Origin of the sequence: Sphingomonas daechungensis, from assembly GCF_014489495.1 — a bacterium.
In the GTDB taxonomy this organism is placed as follows: Bacteria; Pseudomonadota; Alphaproteobacteria; order Sphingomonadales; family Sphingomonadaceae; genus Sphingomicrobium; species Sphingomicrobium daechungense.
In genome coordinates this window covers 2,035,296-2,058,646 of sequence record NZ_CP060780.1, presented here as the reverse complement: position 1 = coordinate 2,058,646, position 23,351 = coordinate 2,035,296, and the positions used below count along the sequence as shown (strand labels likewise).

Below are 23,351 nucleotides of genomic sequence, written 5' to 3'. Positions count from 1 at the left end.
GGGCATGGCCCAGGTCAATCGCAACAAGGTCAGGCTCGCGTATCGCGCTGAAGAGGACGAGGTCGTCTTGGAGCGGCTTTCGCAAGCGCGCATGCCATCGGATGCGCTAAGCGAAGCAAACGCGATTGCGAGGACGCTGGTGAAAGGCGTTCGCTCGCACAAGCCGTCCGGCCTCGACGCATTCCTGCAGGCCTACGATCTCGGCAGCGAGGAAGGGGTCGCGATGATGTGCCTGGCTGAGGCGCTTCTCCGCATCCCCGACGCGCATACTGCGGATGAGCTGATCGCCGACAAGCTCTCGGGCCCCGACTGGGCCGAAAAAATCGGTCAGTCCGACTCATCCTTCGTCAATGCGGCGACTTTCTCGCTGCTGCTGACCGGCAAGGTGCTGGAGGGAGCCAACGATCGCAGCGACAATTGGAAGGCTGCGCTTGGCCGCGCCGTCGGCCGCCTTGGCGAGCCGGTGGTTCGCGCCGCCGTTCGCGAAGCGATGAAGATCCTCGGCCGCAATTTCGTGTTTGGCCGCACCATCGACGAAGCGCTCCGCCGCGCCGCGCCGGAGCGATCTCAGGGGCTGACGCACAGCTTCGACATGCTGGGAGAGGCTGCGCGCACGATTGCGGATGCCGAACGTTACGCCGAAGCTTATCGCAACGCGCTCGATCGGATCGCCAAGGAGGCCAAGGACGGCTTCCGCGTGTCCCCGGGAATTTCGGTCAAGCTATCCGCGCTCCATCCCCGCTACGAATGGAGCCACGCAGACGAGGCCAAGGCCTACATCCTACCGATCCTAACCGAGCTGGCGCAGAAGGCGAGCAAGGCGGACGTTCACCTGACCATCGATGCCGAGGAAGCGGACCGGCTCGAACTTCAGATGGACATGCTCGAAGCCTTGCTTGCCGACGACAGCCTGTTCGCCAACGGCTGGGGCGGTCTCGGCATCGCCATCCAGGCGTATCAGAAACGCTCCGTTCCGTTATGCGAATGGGTGGTCGAGGCCGCACGAGCGCATCGGCGCAAGCTGATGGTTCGCCTGGTGAAAGGCGCCTATTGGGACACGGAGATCAAGGCTGCGCAGGTAGCCGGCCTGACGGACTATCCCGTTTTCACCCGCAAGGTGGCGACCGACGTCTCCTATTTGGCATCGGCGAAGATCCTGCTGGCTGCCAGCGACGCCATCTATCCGGCCTTCGCCACTCACAACGCCAACACAATCGCCGCGATCAAGGCGATTGCCGGAAAGACGCAGTTCGAATTCCAGCGCCTGCACGGCATGGGCGAGGGGCTCTACGAAGAGCTTGCCCAGCTCGAAAGGGGCATTGGCGACCCGCAAACACCGGTGCGCATTTATGCGCCTGTCGGCAGCCACAAGGAACTGCTGGCCTACCTCGTTCGTCGCCTTTTGGAGAACGGTGCCAATTCCTCGTTCGTGAACCGCATTGCCGACGAGCACGTCAGCCTCGACGATCTCGTCCGCGATCCCGTCGCGGATCTTGATGCTCTCACGCCCAAGCGGAATCCGAAGATCGTTCTGCCAACCGATCTCTTCGGCTCAGCGCGCCGCAACAGCGCTGGCGTCGACCTCAGCGATCCGCTGGTGCGCGACCCGTTGATGGAACGGCTGAAGGGCTCGAAGCCCGCACGTGGACCGCCAAGCCAGGCCTTGGGAAAGGCGAGGGCAGACCGATCGTCTCGCCTCATGATCACCGCATCGCTGTCGGGACAGTGTTCGAAGCGACGGCCGAAGACGTCGATCGCATGGTTCGCGCTGCTCATGACGCTCAGGTCGAATGGGACTCGCTCGGTGGAGAGAAGAGGGCGCAATTTTTGGAGCGCGCGGCCGATCTCTACGAGGAACATGCGGAAGAATTCTTCTCGCTCTGCACGCGCGAAGCCGGAAAGACATTGATCGACGGCGTGCTTGAAGTGCGCGAGGCGGTCGATTTCCTGCGCTTCTACGCGTCGGAAGCCCGCCGCCAGTTCAGCGGGCCGCTGCCGCTTCCAGGGCCGACCGGAGAGCAGAACGAGCTCCGCCTCCACGGGCGCGGGGTGATTGCCGCCATCTCTCCGTGGAATTTCCCGCTCGCGATCTTCACCGGCCTCGTTTCGGCGCCGCTTGCTGCGGGCAATGCCGTTATCGCCAAGCCCGCGGGCAGACGCCCCTGATCGGCGCCCTGGCAATCGAGTTGATGCACCAGGCTGGCATCCCCAGGGATATTGTTCAGCTCGCGCCCGGCTCGGGCAGGGTCGTCGGCGGCACACTGACCGCACACCCCTTGCTTTCCGGCGTGGTGTTCACCGGCTCAACCGAGACTGCGCGCACGATCAATCGGACACTGGCAGAGCGGGCTGGACCGATCATTCCGTTTGTCGCCGAGACAGGTGGTCAAAACGCCATGATTGTCGACAGCTCGGCGTTGCCGGAACAGGTGACCCGCGACGTCATTTCCTCGGCCTTTCAAAGCGCCGGGCAGCGATGTTCGGCACTCCGCGTGCTGTTCGTTCAGGAGGATGTCGCTGACGGCATGATCGAGATGATCTCGGGTGCCATGGAGGCTCTGACGGTCGGCGACCCGCGCGACCTTCGCACCGACGTCGGCCCCGTCATCGACGAGCCTGCCAGGAAGGTGCTCGAGGACCACATTGCGTGGCTCGACAAGAATGCGAAGAAGATCTGTCGCTTGAAGCTGCCGAAAGAGGCCGAAAACGGCTGTTTCGTTGCTCCGTCTTTCTATGAAATCCGGTCGCTGAGTGAATTGAATCAGGAGAATTTCGGGCGATCCTCCATGTCGTGCGCTTCGCTGGGACAAGCTGCACGAGGTCATCGAGGCCATCAACACGACAGGCTACGGCCTGACCCTCGGTCTGCAGAGCCGAATTGATACGGTGCGCGACTATGTGGAGAAGCACGCGCGGGTCGGGAATTTCTACGTCAATCGCAACCAGATCGGTGCGGTGGTGGAAAGCCAGCCGTTCGGCGGCGAAGGCCTTTCCGGAACCGGCCCGAAAGCTGGCGGCCCGCATTATGTGGCTCGCTTCGCCACGGAGCGCGTGACCTGCATCGACACCACGGCGGCAGGCGGCAACGCCACTCTGATGGCTGCGATCGACGGATAGTTTGTCCCTCCGCGGGACGCCGTGGACCAGCCGGAACAGCAGCACGTTCTAGAGGTGCGGGGTGGTCTTCCCAGACACGAACGCGCCTCGCCGAAGCGGTCGGGCGAAAGCCTGGCCGCTTCGTTCGTCTGGCGCGCAAAAGAAATGGCTCCCCGGGCCTGATTCGAACAGGCGGCCGTCCGATTAACAGTCGGATGCTCTACCGCTGAGCTACCGGGGAGCGACCGCGCAGCTCACGCCGCGCAGGCAGGCGGGCTAGATAGCGAAGCTGCCCTAAAGGCAAGTGCCATCGCCCCTTAAGTGGCGAATTGCTCCATCGCGATCCGCTCGTCGAGCGCATGCTCGGGATCGAACAGCAACGTCAGCGACCGCTCCCGGTCCAGGCTGACCTCGACGTTGACGACGTCGCGAACCTCGACCTGATCGGCAACGGCGGAAACCGGGCGATTCTCGGCTTCCAGGATGCGGAAGCAGACCGCGGTGTCGTCGGGCAGGATCGCACCTGACCAACGCCGTGGCCGGAACGGACTGATCGGCGTCAGCGCGAGCATCTTGGCGGCAAGCGGCAGGATCGGCCCTCTCGCAGACAGGTTGTAAGCCGTGGAACCTGCCGGCGTCGCCACCAGGACACCGTCACAGGCCAGTTCCGGCAGGGCGACGCGGCCGTTGACGAGAATCTCGATCTTCGCTGTTTGCCGCGTCTCGCGGAGCAGCGAGACTTCATTGATCGCCGCATGCCGCCGGACTTCGCCGGTGTCCGTGGTCGCCGTCATTTGCAGCGGAGCAACGCGGATGGCCTTGGCGCCCGCGATGCGCTCGGAAAGCCGATCGAGCCTCCATTCGTTCATCAGGAAGCCGACGGTGCCGCGGTTCATCCCGAACACCGGCTTCGGTGTCCCCGCATCGAGCATCGCGTGGAGGGTTTGCAGCATGAAGCCGTCGCCGCCCAACGCAACGAGCACATCCGCGTCGTCGGTGTCCGCCCACGCATATCGCCGGCGAAGCATCGCCTCGGCCGCCTTGGCGACCTCGGTGTGGGAGGAAAGAAGGCCGATCTTCTGGCTTGCGAGGTCAGGCTTCGTTTCCTCACTGCCGAACTTGGCCGCGTCAGCGCTCAAACGCCGCTCCTTTCGCGCTTGAACATAGGGATTTTCCCTCCGCACGCCACTGTCCCGTTGTGGGGCGAGGGCAAGGTGGCCCGTATCCGCCCTTGAGAGGCAGGCTTAGCCAGTGTGCATGCAAAAGCGCATCGAAGCAGAGACCAAGGAACGGCCGATGAGCGGAGGGCTCCAGCGCAGCGCCGCCGCTCCGACGAGTTGCTCGCGGCAGTCATCGCTCACCAGCAGATCTCCGTGGTCTTCCAGCCTCAGATCAACCCGAGGACTGGCGAGGTATTCGGGCCGAAGCGCTAGCGCGCTGGGAGAGGGCTGCCAGCGCAGAGGATCTCTTTGCTCGTGCGGAAGCCGCAGGGCTCTCCGAGCAATTGTCGCGCCTTGTCCAGTACAAGGCGTTGCGCGCCGCAGCGGCATGGGAAGGGCCGCTGCGGCGCCTTCGCATATCCATCAATCTGCTGCCTGCCGACATCCTCCAGGACAGCTACGTCGATTGGCTGCTTGGACAGATCAATTCCGTCGGCATCGATCCGAAAAGGGTCACGATCGAGATTACGGAGAATGCCCTGCTCAGCGATCTCGAGACCGTTGCCGAACGGCTCGCGATCCTTCGCAAGGAGGGCATCAAGGTTGCGCTCGACGATTTTGGAACGGGCTATGCCAGCCTGTCCTATCTCGGCAGCCTTCCACTGGACGCGCTGAAGATCGACCGCGGGCTGGTTGCCAGGATTGGCACAAGCGAGCGCGACCGCATTGTCGTTAGGTCGATCTTCACTCTCGCCCGCGACCTCGGCCTTGCGGTCGTGGTCGAAGGTGTGGAGAGCACGACACAGCTCCTGCTTCTCGCGGAGTGGGGGTGCGACATGTATCAAGGCTTCATCGGTGCAGGAGCGCTCGACGAGATGGAATTGTCGCGCTTCGTCGCGGTCTCCCGCTCGACAGCGGCCTAAGCCGCTTCTTTCTCCCGCTCGGCAGCCGCAGCGACGCGGGCGAGCCCCGTCGAAAGCTGAAGGGCCCCACTGAGCCGCGCCTCGGAAGTCGGCCAGTCGCGGCTGATGACCAGCTTGCTGTCTGGCCGGAGCTTCGCCGTGCCCTTGAGCCGATCGATGTAGCCGAGCAGGCCAGGGAGATCCGGGAAGCCGCTGTCGGCAAAGGTCACAAGCGCGCCCTTCGGTCCGACGTCCAGCTTGGCGATCATCGCCCTTTTCGCGTTAAGCTTGGTCTCGACGATCTTCAGCAGGTTTTGCGTCTCAGACGGCAACGGGCCGAAGCGATCGATCAATTCCGCCGCAAAGCCTTCAACGCCCTGCTTGTCATCTAGCTCGCCGAGGCGGCGATAGAGGCCCATCCGGAGGTCGAGGTCGGGAACATAGGTTTCTGGAATGAGGATCGGGGCATCGACGCTGATTTGCGGCGTGAACTCTTCCTGCCGCGGAATCCCGCCTGCCTTTTGCTCGACGATCGCGTCCTCAAGCATCGACTGATAGAGCTCGAAGCCGACTTCCTTGATATGACCAGACTGCTCATCGCCGAGCAAGTTGCCCGCCCCTCGAATGTCGAGATCATGGCTCGCGAGCTGGAAGCCCGCGCCGAGGCTATCGAGGTTGGCGAGCACCTGAAGCCTTTTCTCCGCCGTCTCCGTAATCGACCGGTCGGCGGGCGTGGTGAGATAGGCGTAAGCGCGTATCTTGGATCGGCCGACGCGCCCACGCAGCTGATAGAGCTGAGCGAGTCCAAAGATGTCCGCACGATGCACGATGAGGGTGTTGGCGCTGGGGATGTCGAGACCGCTCTCGACGATCGTCGTCGACAGCAGGACATCGTACTTGCGGTCGTAAAAAGCGCTCATCCGCTCTTCGACTTCGGTCGGTGCCATCTGCCCATGCGCGGTGACCGCTTTGACCTCGGGCACCTCTTCGCGGAGCCATTCCTCCATCTCGGGCAGGTCGGCAATCCGTGGAACGACAAAGAAGCTCTGCCCGCCGCGGTAATGCTCGCGCAGCAGGGCTTCGCGGATCACGACGGAGTCCCAGGGTGAAACGTAGGTGCGAACCGCCAGGCGGTCGACCGGTGGTGTCTGGATAACGCTCAATTCGCGCAGTCCGCTCATGGCCATTTGCAGCGTTCGCGGAATCGGTGTCGCGGTAAGCGTCAGCACGTGCACGTCGGCCTTGAGGGCCTTCAGCCGCTCCTTGTGCGTGACTCCGAAATGCTGCTCCTCATCGACGATCACCAGCCCCAACCTCTTGAACTCGACGCCCTTGCCGAGGATCGCGTGGGTGCCGATGACGATATCGACCTGCCCATTGGCGAGGTCTTCGCGTGTTTTCTTCGCCTCCGCGGCAGGCACGAGACGTGAGAGCCGGCCGACGCGGATCGGGAAACCTTCGAGGCGTTCGACGAAGTTCCGGTAATGCTGGCGGGCGAGGAGGGTGGTCGGCGCCACCACCGCGACCTGCATCCCGGACATGGCCGCAACGAATGCTGCCCGAAGCGCAACTTCGGTTTTGCCGAAGCCGACGTCGCCGCAGACCAGTCGGTCCATCGGCTTGCCGCTCTCGAGGTCGGCAAGAACTTCCTCGATCGCCCGATCCTGATCGTCGGTTTCTTCGTAGGGGAAGCGGTTGACGAACTGCGGGAAGGCGCTGTCCGGCTCCATCACCACGCCCGGGCGCGTAGCGCGCATTGCCGCCGTCTTGATCAGCTCACCGGCGATCTCGCGAATGCGCTCCTTCATCCGCGACTTGCGCCGCTGCCAAGCTTCGCCGCCAAGGCGGTCGAGCACCACGCCTTCGCTTTCGTTGCCGTAGCGGGTCAGAAGCTCGATATTTTCGACCGGCACATAGAGCTTGTTGCCGCCGGCATATTCGAGCGCGACACAGTCGTGAGGAGACTTGCCGACGTTGATTGACGTCAGGCCTTCGTAACGGCCGATGCCGTGATCGTTGTGAACGACGAGATCGCCGGGCGTGAGCGTCGCCAGCTCGGAAAGAAACGCCGCTGCGCCCTTCCGCTTCTTTCGGCGACGAACGAGTCGGTCGCCGAGCATGTCCTGCTCGGTGAGAACCGCGATGTCGGGCGCGGTGAAGCCGTGATCCAACGGAAGGACTAGAAGGGCGGGCTGCGTCTTGCTGCCGAGCGCTTCCTGCCAGCTATCCGCCAATTTCTCGGATTTCAGCCCATGGTCGGACAGCAACCCGGCAAGACGCTCGCGAGCCCCGCGCGTGTAGCTGGCAAGGATAACTTTGTGACCGGTCTTCCGTAGCTTGGCGACATGATTGACGACGGCTTCGTAGATATTTTCCTGGCGTGTCCGTTCGGGAGCGAAATCCCGCGCCGGTTCGACGCCGAAGCTGACGGTGCGGGCACTTTCGGGCTCGGGAAACGGTGACGTCAGGTGGATCGGTCGATCCGCAACGGCCTGCGTCCACTCTTCTTCCGTAAGATAGAGCGCACTCGGCTCGAGCGGGCGGTAGCTTCCAGCTTCCCCCGACATGGTCTTACGGCGATTGGCATAATAATCGTCGATCGATTCCCGGCGCGCGGCGAGCGCCTGATCGACACCGGAATCGCGAACGATCAGGTCGTTCTCGCCAAGATGGTCGAAAAGCGTCGTCAGCCGTTCCTCGAACAGCGGCAGCCAATGCTCCATCCCGCTCATCCGCCGGCTGTCCGAGATCGCTTCGTAGAGCGGGTCGCCGGTCGCCGTGGCCCCGAACGTCTCGCGATAGCGCGAACGGAAGCGCTTGATCGTCTCTTCGTCCAGCAGGGCCTCGGAGGCGGGCATCAGCGTGAACGCCTTGGCCCGGTCGGTCGAGCGCTGGTCGGCGGGATCGAACTGCCTCAGGCTCTCGATCTCATCGCCGAAGAAGTCGAGGCGAAGGGCGAGGGGCTCGCCCGCAGGATACAGGTCGATCAACGACCCGCGAACGGCATATTCGCCATGCTCAGCCACCGATTCGACGCGCTCGTAGCCAAGGGCATTGAGCTGCGACACCAACTGATTCCGGTCGATCCGCGCGCCCGCCTCGATCCGCTTCGTGAGCTGGCGAACCCGGAACGGTGTGAGCAGCCGCTGGCTCGCAGCATTTTCCGTCGCCACCAGGAGTTGCGGGCCCTCCGCTTTGGCTTGCAACGCGTTCAAGGTCGCAAGCCGCTCAGCCATCACCCGGAGGGCGGGTGAGGTCCGGTCGTAAGGCAGGCAGTCCCAAGAAGGCAGGGTCAGCACTTCGACTTCGGGCGCAAACAGCGGGACCGTTTCGGCGAGTGCCCGCATGGCGCTTTCGTCGGAGGCGATCACCACCGCCCGGCCGCTTTTCGACGAGCCATGCGCGGCACGCGCGAGATCGGCGGCGAGCACGGGCAGGAAACCGGACGGCACGCCAGCGAGGGTCAAAGGCTCGGATGAGCGCAGGACGCGCTGCAGCACGTCCGTCATCGGGCGATCCGAATATAGTCGAGGCGCTTGAGGGCATCGATCATGGGACCAGCGAAGCGCGCGGGGCCTCGGCGGTTCCGATCGCCCAGGCCATGATGTCGACGTCCTGCTCATTGAGCATGTCATTGAACAGGACTCGCTCGTCAGCACTCCACGACTCACCGTGCGTGTCGAAGAAACCGCCGATCAGCATGTCCGCCTCGCGCGTACCGCGATGGTGCGCTCGCCAGTGCAGGCGCCTCAATTCCTCGTCTGGAAGCATGCGTGCGATGTAGTGATTCCCGGTCTGGATTGCGAGCGCCGCGTGAGGCGCTAACACCCCAGCATGCGGCCCGAAATCCTGAACCCGCTGTTTGCCGAGGTGGAGACCCTTCCAGGTGTGGGCCCGCAGGTCGCCAAGCTGTTGAAGCGCCTCGACATTACCCGCGCTGTGGATCTTCTCTATCACTTGCCGACCGGCGTGATTGAGCGGGTACGGGCAAAGTCGGCGCACTCCAGCCTGCTCGGCAGCGACGTGATTATCGACTTGAAGCCGTTCCAGTTCCGCCAGCCACGCTCGGGACGAGGTCCGACACGTGTCTTCGCATCTGATGCCGACGGCAACACGGTCAGTCTCATCTATTTCAACAATCCCGGCTGGGCGAAGAAGAGCCTGCCGATGGGCGAAACGCGGACGGTGTCCGGCAAGCTCGAGGCTTACGGGGACGAGTGGCAGATCATCCACCCGGAGGTGCTGCCGTCTGACAAGGGCGCGGAACTCGCCATTCGCGAGCCCGTCTACCCGCTCACAGAGGGCCTGACGAACAAGCGGCTTCGGGAGCTGGCGGCGATGGCGGTCGAACGCGCGCCCAATCTGCCCGAATGGATCGAACCCAGCCTGGCGGCGCGCGAGGCGTGGCGCCCGTGGCGCTCTGCCGTTGCAGAGGCGCACCGCGACCCGGGGTCCGACGACCCACGCCGGCGGCTCGCGTACGATGAGGTTTTCGCCAACCAGCTTGCACTCATGCTTCTGCGCCAGGCGTCGCGCCGGCACCGCGGCGTTGCGCTTCCGGGTACCGGCGAGATCATCGCTCGCCTGAAGCTGCCGTACCAGCTGACCGGAGCGCAGCGGCGGGTCGTCGAGGAAATCCGCGGCGATATGTCTCAGACCGCGCCGATGCTGCGGCTGCTCCAGGGCGACGTCGGATCGGGCAAGACGCTCGTCGCCTTGATGTCGATGCTGACAGCGATCGAGTCGGGTGCGCAAGCGGCGCTGCTCGCACCGACCGAGATTCTCGCCCGCCAGCACCACGCGACGCTCCTGAAGCAGGTCGACAGCATCGGCGTCCGCGTCGGCATCCTGACCGGTCGCGAAAAAGGCAAGGCGCGCGAGTCCGTCCTGATGGGGCTCGCCGATGGATCGATCGACATTCTCGTCGGGACGCACGCCATTTTCCAGGAGAAGGTCGCCTACAAGAACCTCGGTCTGGCGGTGATCGACGAACAGCATCGGTTCGGGGTGTCGCAGCGCCTTCTGCTCGCGGCCAAGGCGGAACGCCCACCGCACCTCTTGGTGATGACCGCCACGCCGATCCCGCGCACGCTGACCCTGACCCAATACGGCGAGATGGACGTCAGCCGGATCGACGAGATGCCGCCGGGCCGGACGCCGGTGGAGACCCGCGTCATCAGCGAAGAGCGCTTGAGCGAAGTCGTCGACGGGCTCGGCCGCCATCTGGCGGCTGGAGGACAGGCCTACTGGGTCTGTCCGCTCGTCGAAGAGAGCGAGAAGAGCGATGCGGCAGCTGCCGAGGAACGAGCAAGAATCCTTCGGTTGCGTTTCGGCGACGATAAGGTCGGGCTTGTCCATGGCCGCATGAAGGGCCCCGAGAAGGACGCAGTGATGTCCCGCTTCGCTGCCAATGCGCTGTCGGTTCTCGTCGCCACGACGGTGATCGAAGTCGGTGTGGACGTGCCGAATGCAACGCTGATGATCGTCGAAGGCGCCGAGCGCTTCGGCCTCGCCCAGCTTCATCAGCTTCGAGGGCGCGTCGGGCGAGGTTCCGGCAAGAGCACATGCCTCCTGATCCGCGGCCAGACGCTCACGGAGGTCGGGCGCGCGCGACTGGCGCTTATGCGCGAAACCAATGACGGCTTTCGGATTGCCGAGGAGGATTTACGGCTGCGGGGCCGGGAGAAATCCTGGGGACCCGGCAGTCTGGCGAAGTCGCGTTTCGTGTTGCAACCGCCAAGGACGTCGAAGAGCTTGCCCAGATCGCGCAAGACGACACGCTGATCCTTCTCGATCGCGACGGGGGCCTCTCGGGACCGCGCGGACAAGCGGCGCGAACCTGCCTCTATCTGTTCGAGCGCGACCAGGCGGTTGGACTGATCAGGAGCGGCTAGGGAACGAGCAGGCCGTGACGCTTCTTGCCAAGGCTCAACTTCCCACCGGTAACAATTAAGCCGGGATCGCTGACGATTTCGTCATTCAAGCGGACCGCACCCTCGGCAATCTTCCGCTTCGCTTCCTTGTTGGACGGTGTGAAGCCGATGGCCGTCAGCGCCTGGGCGATGCTCACGCCTTCGCCGGTCGAAAGGGTCGGAAGGTCGTCGCCGAGCCCACCTTGCTCGAACGTCGCCCGTGCCGTCTCGGCTGCAGTGTCAGCTGCTTCACGCCCATGCAGCATTGCCGTCGTCTCGGTGGCGAGCACGATCTTCGCTTCGTTGATCTGCGCGCCAGGTAGCCGCTCAAGCCGTTCGACCTCGTCGAGCGGAAGCTCCGTGAACAGTCGCAGGAACTTGCCTACGTTGGCGTCGTCCGCGTTCCTCCAGAACTGCCAGTAATCGTAGGCGCTCAACTGCTCTTCATTGAGCCAGACCGCGCCTTGCGCCGTCTTGCCCATCTTCGATCCGTCGGCATTGGTGATCAGCGGCGTCGTGACGCCATAGACCTCGGTCCCGTCGATCCGGCGCGCGAGCTCGATCCCGTTGACGATATTACCCCATTGATCCGACCCGCCGAGCTGCAGCCGCAGGCCGTAGCGCCGCGACAGCTCCAGGAAGTCGTAGCCTTGCAGGATCATGTAGTTGAATTCGAGAAACGTCAGCGGCTGCTCGCGGTCGAGGCGCAGGCGTACGCTGTCGAACGTCATCATCCGGTTGATGGTGAAATGCCGCCCGACGTCCCGAAGAAACGGGATGTATTCCAGCTTGCTCAGCCACTCGTCGTTATTGACGACGATGGCATCGGTCGGCCCGTCGCCGAACGTCAGGAAGCGCTCGAACACCTTGCGGATGCCGGCGATGTTGGTGTCGATCTCCGCGTCGGTCAGCAGCTTGCGGCTTTCGTCCTTCCCCGTAGGATCGCCGACCTTAGTGGTCCCGCCGCCCATCAGCACGATCGGCTTGTGTCCGCTTTGCTGAAGGCGCCGGAGCAGCATGATCTGCACCAGGCTCCCGACATGCAGGCTCGGCGCGGTCGCGTCGAAGCCGATATACCCGGTCACGATCTCCTTCGACGCGAGGGCGTCGAGGCCCTCGGCATCGGTCAGCTGATGAATGTAGCCGCGCTCGTCGAGGAGGCGGAGGAGGCCGGACTTGAAGTTGGTCATCGTCCGGTCGGCTAGCATTGCAGGGCAGTAAGCAACAAGCTCATTGCCCGTTGGACACGTCTTTGGGCGCCTGAAGTTGCTTCAGGACAAAGGTGAGTTCGGGGCTGACGGTGAATGGCGGATTGCGGGATATGTCCTGCCCAATGTCCCACAGCACCGGAATCATTCCTCTCGATTGGGCGGTGAGTGCGACGGAGGCCATCCACTTGGCGCGAGAGCGCGGATCCTTCGAATTAGCCGCTCCGAACTCTCCGACGAAGACGGGAATATCCTTCCGCTTTGCAAAGTTTTCCATCTTGTCGAAGTTGCGTCGCAATTCGGCAACGTCTTCGGCGGTCCCCCAGGTCTGCCGCATCTTCCCCCAGCTTTCGTCCTTCGTCATGCCTGCGAACGGCCACGGCGTGTAGTAATGGACCGACAGGAGGAGTTTGTTTGCAACGGTGTCGCGCGGGACGATGAACATGTCCGTCGCGGTCTTGTCGATGTCGGTTGTGTAGCCCGCGATGATCAGAAGCCGCCTGGCATTATTGCCGCCATTGCGCGGACTGTGTCGATGAAGGCCTGATTGACCCGCCCAAGCGCTGCGTGGGCGTCGCTCTCCGATCCACTGCCATCGAAGTGTGATTCTTCGTTGAATGCCTCGAAGATCAAACGTTGATCGCGATTGGCGAAGTGACGGGCGATCTGGGACCAGTAGCTCCTGAATTTCCGGTCCGCTTCGGGACTGAAGGTATGGAAGGCCTTCCCGAACTTCTTCTTGTCTCCGGAATCGATCCAGCCGCCATCCCAGTGAATGTTGATGACGCAGAACATCCCGGCAGAGGTGATCCAGTCCGCGACCTCCCCGACCCGTTCGAGCTTTTCGCGGTCGATCCGACCATTATCGGCGTAAGTGTCCCACGCAATTGGCAGCCGGACGGTCTTGAAACCGAGGCTGGCAACATGGTCGATGAAGGCCTTCGTGATTGGCGGATTGCCCCAGCCGGTCTCCCATGACGCTGTATTTTCCAACGTGTTGCCGATGTTTACGCCGACTCCCATCCGCTGTGCTGCGCTCCAGGCGTCGAGATCGATCTGGACCGCAGGAACGGGCGGGCGGCCGCCGCCCAACTCGCTGGAAGAGCGAGCAGGAGTAAAGCCAGGAAAGCCCGGAAAAGCGTCACATTTCCTGCTTAGCGCGCCAGTCTTCCTCCTGCTACTGAACAACCGTGCAGCTCAGCCTCATCCCGCATCAGGCGACTCCGTCGGGAATCGGCGACCTGAAAGTCTGGGCCAGTGTCGATCACGCCGCTGCATTCGGCGCGACCGCGACGGTCAACATCTGGTTCGGAATCGGCGCACCCGCATCGCGCTTCGTCATCCCCGAGGCGGAAGACCCTTCGCGGACTGACGAGCTGTGGAAAACCACATGTTTCGAGGCATTTCTTCGCGAGACCGGAGCCGACCGCTACCAGGAATGGAACTTCGCGCCCTCAGGCCAATGGGCGGCCTACGAATTCTCCGGCTATCGCGACGGCATGGCGGAGCTGGATGTCGGCGCACCGCCCTACATCCGCATGGAGGACAATCTTACCTGGTGGACGCTGGGCGCGACCATCGCGGTGGAGGCCGGCAAGAGCTGGGAGCTCAACCTTGCGGCAGTGCTGGAAGAAACCAACGGCACCAAGTCCTATTGGGCGCTGGCTCATGCGCCGGACAAGCCGGATTTCCATTCGCCGGATTGCTTCGTCGCAAAGCTCCCTTAAGCAGCCAGCATGAGCCTGTTTGGAATCGACCGTCTCCTCGCGGATCCCGATCTTCGCCGCCCGCTGGAAGGCCAGCGCATCGCGCTTCTGGCCCACCCCGCGTCCGTGACGAAAGACCTGACCCACAGCATCGACGCCTTGTTCGCTGCAGGCCTCAAGGTTTCGGCCGTGTTCGGCCCGCAGCACGGCGTTCGCGGCGACCTCCAGGACAATATGATGGAGTCTCCCGACTTCACGGATCCAACCTATGGCATCCCGGTCTTCAGCCTTTACGGCGAGGTTCGCCGACCGACAGGCCAGTCGATGGGAACGTTCGACACCATCCTGATCGACCTGCAGGATCTCGGCTGCCGTATCTACACCTACGTCACGACCCTTTTGTACGTGCTCGAAGCGGCCGCGGAGCACGGGAAGGCCGTCTGGGTGCTCGACCGTCCCAATCCAGCGGGTCGACCGGTCGAAGGGCTGATCCTGCGATCTGGCTGGGAAAGTTTCGTCGGAGCCGCCGAGATTCCGATGCGGCATGGGCTGACGCTCGGCGAGCTGGGCGCCTGGTTCGTCGACCGCTTCAAGCTCGACGTCGATTACCGCGTGATCGAGATGGCCGACTGGCAACCCGAAGGCCCCGGCTTCGGCTGGCCGCAGGAGCGCGTCTGGATCAATCCGAGCCCCAATGCCGCCAACGTCAACATGGCCCGCGCCTACGCCGGCACGGTCATGCTCGAGGGCACGACGCTGAGCGAGGGCAGGGGTACAACGCGGCCCTGGAGCTGTTCGGCGCTCCCGACATCGACGCGGGCAAGGTCATCGCCCAGATGCACGAGCTCGCCCCAAGCTGGCTTGAAGGCTGCAAGTTGCGTGAGATCTGGTTCGAGCCGACCTTCCACAAGCATGTGAAGCAGCTGTGCAGCGGCGTGTTCATCCATGCCGAAGGGCCGTTTTACGATCACACCTATTTCAAGCCGTGGCGGCTCCAGGCGCTCGGCTTCAAGGCCATCCGCAATCTCTATCCGGATTACGAACTTTGGCGCGATTTCCCTTATGAATATGAGTTCGGGAAGCTCGCGATCGACGTGATTAACGGTTCAACGCTACTTCGCGAATGGGTTGACGATATCAACGCCACGCCGGACGACCTCGATAGCCTCACGCTTCCCGACGAACGGTCCTGGGACGAGCAGAGCCAGGCCTTTCTCCGCTACTGAGCGGCGTGGTTAACGAAAGAGTAGGGGCTTGCCTCTATTCCAATCTCCGAAGGCATTCGGGAGCGGGCTGGTCCATGGCCACACACGGTATCGAGGAAGTCACTGAACACGCGATCCGCAGCGTTGCGCGCGATTGTGGCTCCCTGTCCATGGAATGCAGTGATGTCGCCGGTTACGTCCGCGATGTCGGTTCGCGCATCACCGAGCATCTCAACATGCTCGATAGCCTGGAAGAAGTGACGACGCGCCTGCTCGCCGACCAGGCGCGCGTGTCGGACTCCACCGACGAAGCGCGCCTCCTGTCGGAACAGGCGCGTGCCAAGCTCGAAGCGGGACGCGAAGCCATCGACGGCACCATCGCGGGCTTCAAGGGCCTGACCGAACTCGTCGTTCAACTCGGCGAACGCATGGCCGGCTTCGCATCGGCGATGAACCAGGTGCAGACCGTGTCCTCGACCATCGAGACGATCGCCCGCAAGACCAACATGCTCGCGCTTAACGCAACGATCGAGGCCGCCCGCGCCGGTGATGCCGGCCGCAGCTTCGCCGTCGTTGCCGCCGAGGTGAAGAAGCTTGCTCACGATACGCGTGCAGCGACCAGCCAGATTGCCTCGACGATCGGCGAGTTGACCCGCGAGGCGAGCGCCGTCACCACCGAGATCAAGACCGGCGTCGACCGTAGCCGCGCGGCCCAGTCAGGCTTCGGTCAGATCAGCGAGACGGTTCGCGAGGTCTCGGAAATCGTCACCATGGTCGACCGCCAGACGGAGGGCATCGCCCATTCGACCAGCATGATCCAGACCAGCGTGGACCGCGTTAAGGCCGGCCTCACCGACTTTGCCGGCGACGCCCGCAACAACGGCAGCCAGCTGCTCCAGGCCCAGAAGCGGCTCGAGCATCTGGAAATGCTGTCGAACACCATGCTCGACACGCTTGCCAATTCCGGCGCCGAGATCGACGACACGCCATTCATCCTGAAGGCTCAGGAAGCGATGCGAGCCATCCAGGGGTCCATCGAACGCGGCATCGAGACCGGAGAGATCTCCATCGGCGAGGTGTTCGACCGCGATTACAAGCTCATTCCGGGTACCAATCCCGAGCAATACGACACCGCATTCTGTGCATTCGCCGACAAGTACGTCCAGCCGATCCTCGACCGTGTGAAGGGCAGCGACGATCGCCTGATCGGCTCGGCGATCACCGACGTGAACGGCTATTTGCCGACGCACCTCACAGAGCGCAGCCATACACCCGGCCCGGATCCGGTCTGGAATGACGCCCACTGCCGCAACAAGCGCATCTTCATGGACGATACGACGCAGGCGGCAATCGACAGTGAGAAGCCGGCGATGCTCGCGACTTACCGCATGGAGCTCGGCGACAAGTTTATCCCGGTGAAGAATGTTTTCGTGCCGCTCTGGATCAAGGGCCGCCGCTGGGGAAATTACGAGCTCGCCTACCGCGACGATTGAGCTCCGCGCTCCTGCATAGGCAGGAGCCCAGTGAACTCTTCACATTAGGGAATACTAGGCTCCTGCCTGCGCAGGAGCACAGTCCGATCAATAGTCCTTGCGAGCTTCCGAGCGGGCTTCGAGCAGGTCGAACAGCCCGCGATGCTGCAGCAGGAGCTGCTCGCCGCCAAAGCCCAGAGCCCGCTGGCTGGCTGGAGTGTCCGATGCACCCTCGATGACCGCGACGATCGACGCTTCATCGGGCAGCGCAGGGGCCGGCGAGTCGATCCCGGCACGAGATGCAGCGCGATCGAGGATGCGGCGGATCGGCCACCAGTCGCCGACCAGCGCCGCGGCGGCCCCGAGGGCGCAGCCACGACGTTCCGACGTCGCCAGGATTTCCAGCGCATTGCGCTGGGCGTTCATGGTCGCTTCGGTTTCGGCCGCTCCCGGCGTGCTGGGCAGGGGACCAACAGCCGACGTCAACCGAACGAGGAACAACCGCTCTCGCTCGAAAGCCTCGGCGGCCCGCGCAAGCCAATCGCTCGACGGACCTTTCGGGGCATTTTGATAGGCATGTTCGACCAGGCTCGGCTGGTTTCCGTGAAGCCCGCAGAGCAGGTGCACGGCGTCCGCTAGATCGCGCGCTGGATTGAGGCTCGAAGCTTCGAGAAGGGCATTGAGGTGACGATGGCGCGACGATCCGTCCGCGGCGACGCGGGCAAGATGCGCTTCGGCTACGCTGACCGCTGCACGGTCGACGGACCGATTGATCGCCATCCTACTCCCCTCATAACACGCAGGGCGCTGCCCTTAGTCAGCGGACAGTAGCCGAAGGGCGTAAAGAGGAGGTTAGCGCGAGCCTCCGATCGTGGAACATGGCAGCCGCCGAACGGAAAAGGGGCGCCCGTGCGGACGCCCCTCTGCCTGGGAATTGAGGAATATCAGGCGGCGATCAGCTCCGGCTGGCGCTCGTCCTGGACGAATTCGTGCTTCGCCGCGATCGAGACGGGCTCCGCGGCCTTGGCACTGCGCGGCTTCGGAAAGAGAAGACGCGAGCTGACGACGACTACGCCAAGCCCGACATAGGCACCGAGCGCGAGCCACGGGCCAAAGAACAGCAAGGCGATCAGGCCGACGCGCAGAAGGAAGGGGCTGATGTGGAGGTCTTCCCCCGCCGCCTGGCAGATGCCGAAGAGGCTATCCGGCTCGTTCGAGTCGAAATCGTCATCCTCAAGGGTGGCGGTGTGAACGTTCTGCATCGGTCTTCCTTTTTCCTGCGGAGCCAGCGGCGCCGTCGATGCAGATGCTTAAGCAGGAGGCGTGCCATTTGCGTGAAAGGCGCATTTCTACGGGATTTCAGCTGAACGAATGCTGGCCAAACGGCAGTTGCGAGTTGGTGCGATGCGCCAAAGTTGGGAATTTGCACGAACCCGCAGGACCGTGAGCGTGGGAAGCTTTCGTCGGTTGGAGGAGGAAGCCCTGCCCTCTGGGGAAGGCGAAGGGTGGGGCAGGGCTTCACTGACGCTTCTGTCCACTGATCCCGTGCGGAAAAGGGGTGAACCGCCCCGGGACAACTCGGAATTTACCGGGTGTGCCTTAAGCCCGTGCGAAGGATGAAGGTTAACGCGCCGTCAATTCCTCACGTTGCGGTCCCCCTGTGCAGTGCAAGCAAACGCCCCCATGATCCGGGATGCAGAGGAGACCGACGCCGCGGCGATTGCGGCCATCTACGCGCACCATGTTCTCTACGGAACAGCGTCCTACGACCTGACCCCGCCATCGACCGAGGAGACGCTCGCCAAGATCCGCCGCATTCGCGAAAACCGCTGGCCGTTCATCGTCGCGGCGAGAGATGGCGAGCTCCAGGGCTATGCCTATGTTACCCAGTTCCGCGACCGCCTGGCCTACGCCTGGGCGTGCGAGACGAGCATTTACGTTCACCCGGATTGGTTGGGCCGCGGCATCGGAAAGGCCTTGCTCCAAACGCTTTGCGAGAGAGCGGATGCGGCCGGTTTCAGGCAGATTGTCGGCGTGATCGGCGGCGCGGAACCGGCGTCAGTTGCGCTCCACGCTTCTTGCGGCTTTACCGAAGTGGGCAGGCTGAAGGGAGTCGGCTGGAAGCATGGGCGCTGGCTCGACAACGTCTACATGCAACGATCGCTCGGAAGAGCGTCTACCGAGCCACCTGAAGCCTGATTTGGGGGAGGTTGGAAACCCTGCCCTCTGGGGAAGGCGAAGGGTGGAGCAGGGTTTCCTTTGTCGTTCCGGCAGGACCGCTCCGAAAACTCGCTGGGCCGGTGCTGCTGAACCCTTATTTACCGGTCACGACTTAAGCGGGTGCCAAAGCAATTGGTTACCGTCTCGGTCATTCTTTCAGGCCGAAAACAAAGAAGAAGCGGCCCGACCGAGCGACGATCGAACCGCTTCTCTTCCGCCAACAGGCGCTGCCTCTGGGCAAGAGGGCGCACGTTCAGGAAAACGTCCGCTGAAACTGGCCGTTCCGAAGGCTGTTACGATTTGGCTTCGACGTCGTATCGAGCGCGGAGACGATACCCCACTGCCGGTTCGTTAATGATCAGGCTGGGGTGAGTCGGATCCCTTTCAAGCTTCTGCCGAAGCGCCCGAACCGCGACTCGCAGGTAATCCGCCTGCGTTTCTTGCGCTGGCCCCACGCGGTCCGCAGCAGATGCGCGTGGCTGAGAACCTGGCCCGGATGCTTGGCCAGCTCGGCCAGCACGGCAAATTCCTTCGGAGTGAGGTGGACCTCATCCCCGTCCCGCATCACTGCTCGCTTCAAGAGATCGATGGTCACGCCTTCGGCCTCGAGCGGCCGCTGGTCTTGCTCGACGCCCAGATCGACCAGATTGGAAAGGTAGCGGTCGAGCTTGGCGGCTTCGGCGCTGATTGTCGAAACGCTTTCCTTGTCGTCCACGCCGCTCCGCCTGAGCTTGCCTGCCAAATCCCTGATGACCGACAACGAGGGACGGAGGTCTTCCCAATGGACGACAGCAGGACCGACCGGATTCGGTCGCGCTCGCGGACTCGGGTGAACTCGCGCGCTTCTCCTTCCAGACGCGCGCGCTCCAGGGCGAGGGCCACCTGATCGAGCAAGTTGTCGAGCAGTTGGATCTGGTCTTCGCGGACCGGTGGCGCACCGTCGTCACGGGCAACAGCCATGGCCGCGATGACGGCCGAGCCGGCCTTCACCGGATGAAACTGCCATTCCGTTGGCACCGCCCGGTTCAGGCCCGGCCGGCCCGCTCACCGACGTCCAAGGTTAAGGCCGCTGCAGCGAAGTCGCTCGGACCCAAGCCCATTTGTCCCGGAGCGCTCGAAAGCACCCGCGGCTCGCGGCCGTTCTCGACCAGCAAGGCGTTACAGTCGAAGATCATCGCCAGCTCACGGGTGGCGACATCCGCGATTTCCTTGTCCGACGTACAAGTCAGTAGCCGGCGGGCGAGGCCCGCGATGGTCGCATTCCGAGCGGCGTGCGCTTCGGCCAGCCGGGCCTGCTTGCGGATCGAGGACGCGAGTTGGCTCGTCAGTGCGGCTGCAGCGAACAGCACGACGACCGTTACGATGTCGTTCGCGCTGTCGATGCGAAATGTCATGTGCGGCGCGGTGAAGAAGAAATTGTAGGCGAGTGCCGAGGCCAAGGCTGCGAGAAGTGCCGGGCCAAATCCGCCGAGCACGCCTGCAGCAAGCACCGCGGGCAAATACAGGAGATCGACAGCGGAATTGCCCCATCGGGGTGCAAGCAGAAGCCCCATGATCGTCGACGCCGCGACGAGAAGAATCGCCTCCGCATAGGCGCGCGCCTGCGCGGCGGCCGAGCGGTTTGATTCAGTTAGACCGACCATCACCGCAAATTGGGCCCGACCAGCACAAACGTCGAGTGGTCGACGCTTGATTCCCGCCCGTTCTTCATAGGAACCACACGGAATCCACATGGAATCTTTATGCCCTCAGACCTCACCTTCGGGCATGGCTACTCTTACGGAAACGCCGGCCGTCGCGCCGGAATCAGCACACGAGGCACAAACCCACTCGCTCCCGATGCTCATGCTGGGCGCGATCGGCGTCGTTTACGGCGACATTGGCACCTCGCCGCTCTACGCGATGAAGGAAAGCTTCCTCGGCGCGCATCCGCTCGCGGTCGACAGGCTGCACATCTTCGGGGTGCTCAGCCTGATCTTCTGGTCGCTGATGCTGATCGTCACGATGAAATATGTCCTGGTCGCCATGCGGGCGGACAATAAGGGCGAAGGCGGGTCCTTTGCTCTTCTGGCGCTGATCTCCCGAAACCTTGGCGACAAGAAATGGGCGAGCGGCCTTGTCACTCTCGGCGTCCTCGCCACAGCACTGTTTTACGGCGACGCCATCATCACACCGGCGATTTCCGTTCTATCAGCCGTCGAGGGGCTTACGGTTGTCGAAGCGTCGTTCGCTCCATTGGTGGTTCCGATTGCCGTTGTGATCCTGATCGCACTTTTCCTGGTGCAATCGCGTGGAACCGCAAAGGTGGGCCTCATCTTCGGCCCGGTCGTCCTCATCTACTTCGCCGCGCTCGCTGTTCTGGGCGTTACCAACATTGCCCAGCACCCCGACATCATCGGCATCGTTAGCCCGACTTGGGCGGTGAAGTTCTTCCTCTACGATCCGAAGCTGGCGTTTCTAGCGATGGGCTCGGTTTTCTTGGCAGTGACGGGCGCCGAGACGCTCTATGCGGACATGGGCCACTTTGGCCGCAAGGCCATCGGCGTGTCGTGGCTGACACTGGTCTATCCTTGCCTGGTGCTGAATTACATGGGGCAGGGCGCGCTGTTGCTCAGCAATCCCGCGGCCGCGGAAAATCCCTTCTTCATCATGGCGCCCGAGTGGGCGCGGCTTCCGCTGGTGGTCATTGCTACCGCAGCGACGATTATCGCCAGCCAGGCGGTCATCTCGGGAGCATTCTCCGTTACCCATCAGGCGATCCAGCTGGGCTTCCTGCCGCGCCTGCATACCACGCATACCAGCGCCAAGGCGGCCGGCCAGATCTATATCCCTGCGGTCAACTGGACCTTGCTGGTAATGGTCGTGCTGCTCGTTATCGGCTTCGGTGCCTCGACCAGGTTGGCGGCTGCCTATGGCATTTCCGTCAGCGGCACGATGCTCATCACCACGGCCATGCTCGCCGTGCTGATCTTCCAGGTGTGGAAATGGAATCGCGCGCTGGCCTTCTGCACCATCGGCCTGTTCTTCGCGGTGGATGCGATCTTCTTCGCCTCGAACATCACCAAGATCGCCGACGGCGGCTGGTTCCCGCTGCTGGTCGCGTCCGTTATCTTCACGGTGCTGACCACCTGGGCGACGGGCCGCGCCCTCATGCGCCGGCGGCTGGAAGAAGACACCATTCCGATGGAGGTGTTCATCAAGTCGGCGGCGTCCATCCACCGGGTTCGCGGCACTGCGGTTTTCCTGTCGACCTCTCCGAATTCTGTCCCGTCGGCCCTGCTTCACAATCTGAAGCACAACCAGGTTCTCCACGAGCGAGTCCTGATTCTCAACGTGAAGGTCGAGGACATCCCGCACGTCCCGCAGAAGAAGCGGATCGAGACTCACAAGGTCGGCAACTGGTTCTACAGCGTGATCCTGCACTATGGCTTCATGGAGGAGGTCGATATTCCCGCCGATCTTGCCAACGTTCAGACCTGTGGCGAGCCGTTCAACATGATGAGCACGAGCTTCTTCCTCGGAAGGCAGAAACTGATCGCGACAAAGGAGCATCCCGGAATGGCCCTTTGGCGCGAGCGGCTGTTCGCCTGGATGATGAAGAGCTCCGAAAGCGCGATGGAATTCTTCAAGCTCCCGACCAACCGCGTCATTGAGCTTGGCAGCCAGCTGAGGATTTAACGGAGCGCCTTATTCGATCGCGACTGCGGAGTGCGTGTAGGTGATCTTGATCCTTACCCACTCGCCGATTAGCGGGCGGCCGTTCTTGATCGGAGGCTTCACCCGGAACTGCCAAGCCGCCTGCCGGACCGCGCTCGCGAGGTGTGAGCCGCGCGGGTAATTCTCCAGCTCGATGCAATCGTCGACGCGGTTTTGCGGGAGCGTCTTGCAGGCGATCAGCCCGTAGCCGTCGGGCGCGTTGGGCGGGAGGTAGCCGTTGAGCTCCGCGTGCGTCGGCTTGCGGGCCCAGTCGGCGGCGTACATCACGTCCCCGTTCGGGCCTCGGCCGACGGCTTCGGAGTCTCCCTCACCGGATTTGCCGGAACCGGCGCCGCTGTTGCTGACGGTCGGAATGCCGCGGATATCGGCGGCGGCCATTTCCTGCTTCGTCATCGGGATCAGGTCGAGCGGCTTTTCGACGGCGATCGGCGGCTTGATCGGGAGGATGTGCGGAAGCGGCGGGCGCGGCTTCGCGGCCTGCTTCTGCACCTTCGGCTGCGGCGCCTTGCTGGAGGAACTGGGCGATTCGGACAGCGTAACGACGAGAGTATCGGAAGGCTTCAGCGGCGGTCCTCGCTGGATGACGCCGATGCCGAGGAGAACGAACAGAATGACGAGATTGATCGCCACCGCGAGCGCGATGCCCGACGCGCGCTGGCGAAGCGGCGTTTCGTCTTGCGCGGAGCGGAGGCGATAGGAGGACAGGGTCGATGGTCTTGGCTGGTGCGTCGCTGGAACGGCCACTAGCCTGTT

General features: G+C 63.1%; 16 protein-coding genes, 1 tRNA gene and 5 pseudogenes. 10 read left to right on the top strand and 12 right to left on the bottom strand.

All coding sequences use genetic code 11. The features are described from left to right. Positions 1 to 4 precede the first annotated feature (4 nt). The 3 genes and pseudogenes from H9L15_RS17675 to H9L15_RS18945 form a co-directional block, all read left to right on the top strand. Positions 5 to 1,378: pseudogene (locus H9L15_RS17675) on the top strand (proline dehydrogenase family protein); the annotation flags it as partial. 347 nt (positions 1,379 to 1,725) lie between these two features. Beyond that, positions 1,726 to 2,882 (top strand): annotated as a pseudogene (locus H9L15_RS18950) (aldehyde dehydrogenase family protein). Further along, positions 2,770 to 3,117, top strand: a complete 348-nt coding sequence (locus H9L15_RS18945) for an aldehyde dehydrogenase family protein (RefSeq protein ID WP_317617645.1) — start codon at positions 2,770 to 2,772, stop codon at positions 3,115 to 3,117. Before H9L15_RS18950 ends, H9L15_RS18945 begins: the two are co-directional and overlap by 113 nt. A 145-nt stretch (positions 3,118 to 3,262) precedes the next feature. On the opposite strand, the gene H9L15_RS11035 is transcribed toward H9L15_RS18945, so the two are convergent. Continuing rightward, positions 3,263 to 3,337: transfer RNA gene (locus H9L15_RS11035), tRNA-Asn, on the bottom strand. A gap of 76 nt (positions 3,338 to 3,413) precedes the next feature. Then, positions 3,414 to 4,172, bottom strand: a complete 759-nt coding sequence (locus tag H9L15_RS11030; RefSeq protein ID WP_395623366.1) for an NAD kinase — start codon at positions 4,170 to 4,172, stop codon at positions 3,414 to 3,416. A 338-nt stretch (positions 4,173 to 4,510) separates the two neighbouring features. Here H9L15_RS11030 and H9L15_RS11025 point away from each other — a divergent pair, with 338 nt between their 5' ends. After that, positions 4,511 to 5,179, top strand: coding sequence for an EAL domain-containing protein (locus H9L15_RS11025; protein WP_187715879.1), 669 nt, complete (start codon positions 4,511 to 4,513; stop codon positions 5,177 to 5,179). On the opposite strand, the gene mfd is transcribed toward H9L15_RS11025, so the two are convergent. Next, positions 5,176 to 8,667 carry a transcription-repair coupling factor gene (mfd, locus tag H9L15_RS11020; protein ID WP_187714111.1) on the bottom strand — a complete coding sequence of 1,164 codons (3,492 nt, stop codon included), beginning with the start codon at positions 8,665 to 8,667 and terminating at the stop codon, positions 5,176 to 5,178. The genes H9L15_RS11025 and mfd overlap by 4 nt on opposite strands. 40 nt (positions 8,668 to 8,707) lie before the next feature. After that, positions 8,708 to 8,986: a succinate dehydrogenase assembly factor 2 gene (locus H9L15_RS11015; protein WP_398286105.1), complete on the bottom strand. Its 279-nt coding sequence runs from the start codon at positions 8,984 to 8,986 to the stop codon at positions 8,708 to 8,710. Between the two features lie 6 nt (positions 8,987 to 8,992). On the opposite strand from H9L15_RS11015, the pseudogene recG reads away from it, so the two are divergent. Continuing rightward, a pseudogene (gene recG / locus H9L15_RS11010) lies at positions 8,993 to 11,052 on the top strand (ATP-dependent DNA helicase RecG). Here the strand turns inward: recG and tyrS are convergent. The 3 genes from tyrS to H9L15_RS18935 are packed head-to-tail and all read right to left on the bottom strand — an operon-like array spanning position 11,049 to position 13,370. Then, positions 11,049 to 12,260, bottom strand: coding sequence for a tyrosine--tRNA ligase (gene tyrS / locus H9L15_RS11005; protein WP_187714110.1), 1,212 nt, complete (start codon positions 12,258 to 12,260; stop codon positions 11,049 to 11,051). The pseudogene recG and the gene tyrS sit on opposite strands and share 4 nt — an antisense overlap. A 40-nt stretch (positions 12,261 to 12,300) precedes the next feature. Next, positions 12,301 to 12,744, bottom strand: a complete 444-nt coding sequence (locus H9L15_RS18940) for a glycoside hydrolase family 5 protein (protein WP_262984978.1) — start codon at positions 12,742 to 12,744, stop codon at positions 12,301 to 12,303. A gap of 23 nt (positions 12,745 to 12,767) precedes the next feature. Then, positions 12,768 to 13,370 (bottom strand): glycoside hydrolase family 5 protein, encoded by a 603-nt coding sequence (locus tag H9L15_RS18935; RefSeq protein WP_187714108.1) that lies wholly within the window; start codon positions 13,368 to 13,370, stop codon positions 12,768 to 12,770. Between the two features lie 98 nt (positions 13,371 to 13,468). On the opposite strand from H9L15_RS18935, the gene H9L15_RS10990 reads away from it, so the two are divergent. The 3 genes and pseudogenes from H9L15_RS10990 to H9L15_RS10980 all read left to right on the top strand — a co-directional run bounded on the left by H9L15_RS10990 (position 13,469) and on the right by H9L15_RS10980 (position 16,682). After that, the gene (locus H9L15_RS10990) at positions 13,469 to 14,005 is read left to right on the top strand and encodes a DOMON-like domain-containing protein (protein WP_187714107.1); all 537 of its coding nucleotides are present in this window, start codon (positions 13,469 to 13,471) and stop codon (positions 14,003 to 14,005) included. Between the two features lie 9 nt (positions 14,006 to 14,014). Beyond that, a pseudogene (locus tag H9L15_RS10985) lies at positions 14,015 to 15,210 on the top strand (exo-beta-N-acetylmuramidase NamZ family protein). Between the two features lie 74 nt (positions 15,211 to 15,284). Then, positions 15,285 to 16,682: a methyl-accepting chemotaxis protein gene (locus H9L15_RS10980; protein ID WP_187714106.1), complete on the top strand. Its 1,398-nt coding sequence runs from the start codon at positions 15,285 to 15,287 to the stop codon at positions 16,680 to 16,682. Positions 16,683 to 16,769: 87 nt separating this feature from the next. Here the strand turns inward: H9L15_RS10980 and H9L15_RS10975 are convergent, their stop codons facing one another. Both H9L15_RS10975 and H9L15_RS10970 read right to left on the bottom strand, forming a co-directional pair. Next, complete coding sequence (locus H9L15_RS10975) at positions 16,770 to 17,441, bottom strand: DUF6975 family protein (RefSeq protein WP_223276169.1); 672 nt, start codon at positions 17,439 to 17,441, stop codon at positions 16,770 to 16,772. A gap of 164 nt (positions 17,442 to 17,605) precedes the next feature. Next, on the bottom strand, positions 17,606 to 17,923 hold the full coding sequence (locus tag H9L15_RS10970; protein WP_187714105.1) for a PspC domain-containing protein: 318 nt from the start codon (positions 17,921 to 17,923) through the stop codon (positions 17,606 to 17,608). Positions 17,924 to 18,344: 421 nt separating this feature from the next. Here H9L15_RS10970 and H9L15_RS10965 point away from each other — a divergent pair, with 421 nt between their 5' ends. Further along, a complete protein-coding gene (locus H9L15_RS10965; protein ID WP_187714104.1) occupies positions 18,345 to 18,860 on the top strand; it encodes a GNAT family N-acetyltransferase in 516 nt (171 codons plus the stop codon). A gap of 314 nt (positions 18,861 to 19,174) precedes the next feature. On the opposite strand, the pseudogene H9L15_RS20400 reads toward H9L15_RS10965, so the two are convergent. Together H9L15_RS20400 and H9L15_RS10955 are read right to left on the bottom strand one after the other, a co-directional pair. After that, a pseudogene (locus tag H9L15_RS20400) lies at positions 19,175 to 19,446 on the bottom strand (winged helix-turn-helix domain-containing protein). A gap of 460 nt (positions 19,447 to 19,906) precedes the next feature. Beyond that, positions 19,907 to 20,524 (bottom strand): DUF4118 domain-containing protein, encoded by a 618-nt coding sequence (locus tag H9L15_RS10955; RefSeq protein WP_223276168.1) that lies wholly within the window; start codon positions 20,522 to 20,524, stop codon positions 19,907 to 19,909. Positions 20,525 to 20,720: 196 nt separating this feature from the next. On the opposite strand from H9L15_RS10955, the gene H9L15_RS10950 reads away from it, so the two are divergent. Then, on the top strand, positions 20,721 to 22,559 hold the full coding sequence (locus H9L15_RS10950; protein ID WP_223276167.1) for a potassium transporter Kup: 1,839 nt from the start codon (positions 20,721 to 20,723) through the stop codon (positions 22,557 to 22,559). Between the two features lie 9 nt (positions 22,560 to 22,568). On the opposite strand, the gene H9L15_RS10945 is transcribed toward H9L15_RS10950, so the two are convergent. Next, complete coding sequence (locus H9L15_RS10945; protein ID WP_187714101.1) at positions 22,569 to 23,342, bottom strand: hypothetical protein; 774 nt, start codon at positions 23,340 to 23,342, stop codon at positions 22,569 to 22,571. Between the last annotated feature and the right edge of the window lie 9 nt (positions 23,343 to 23,351).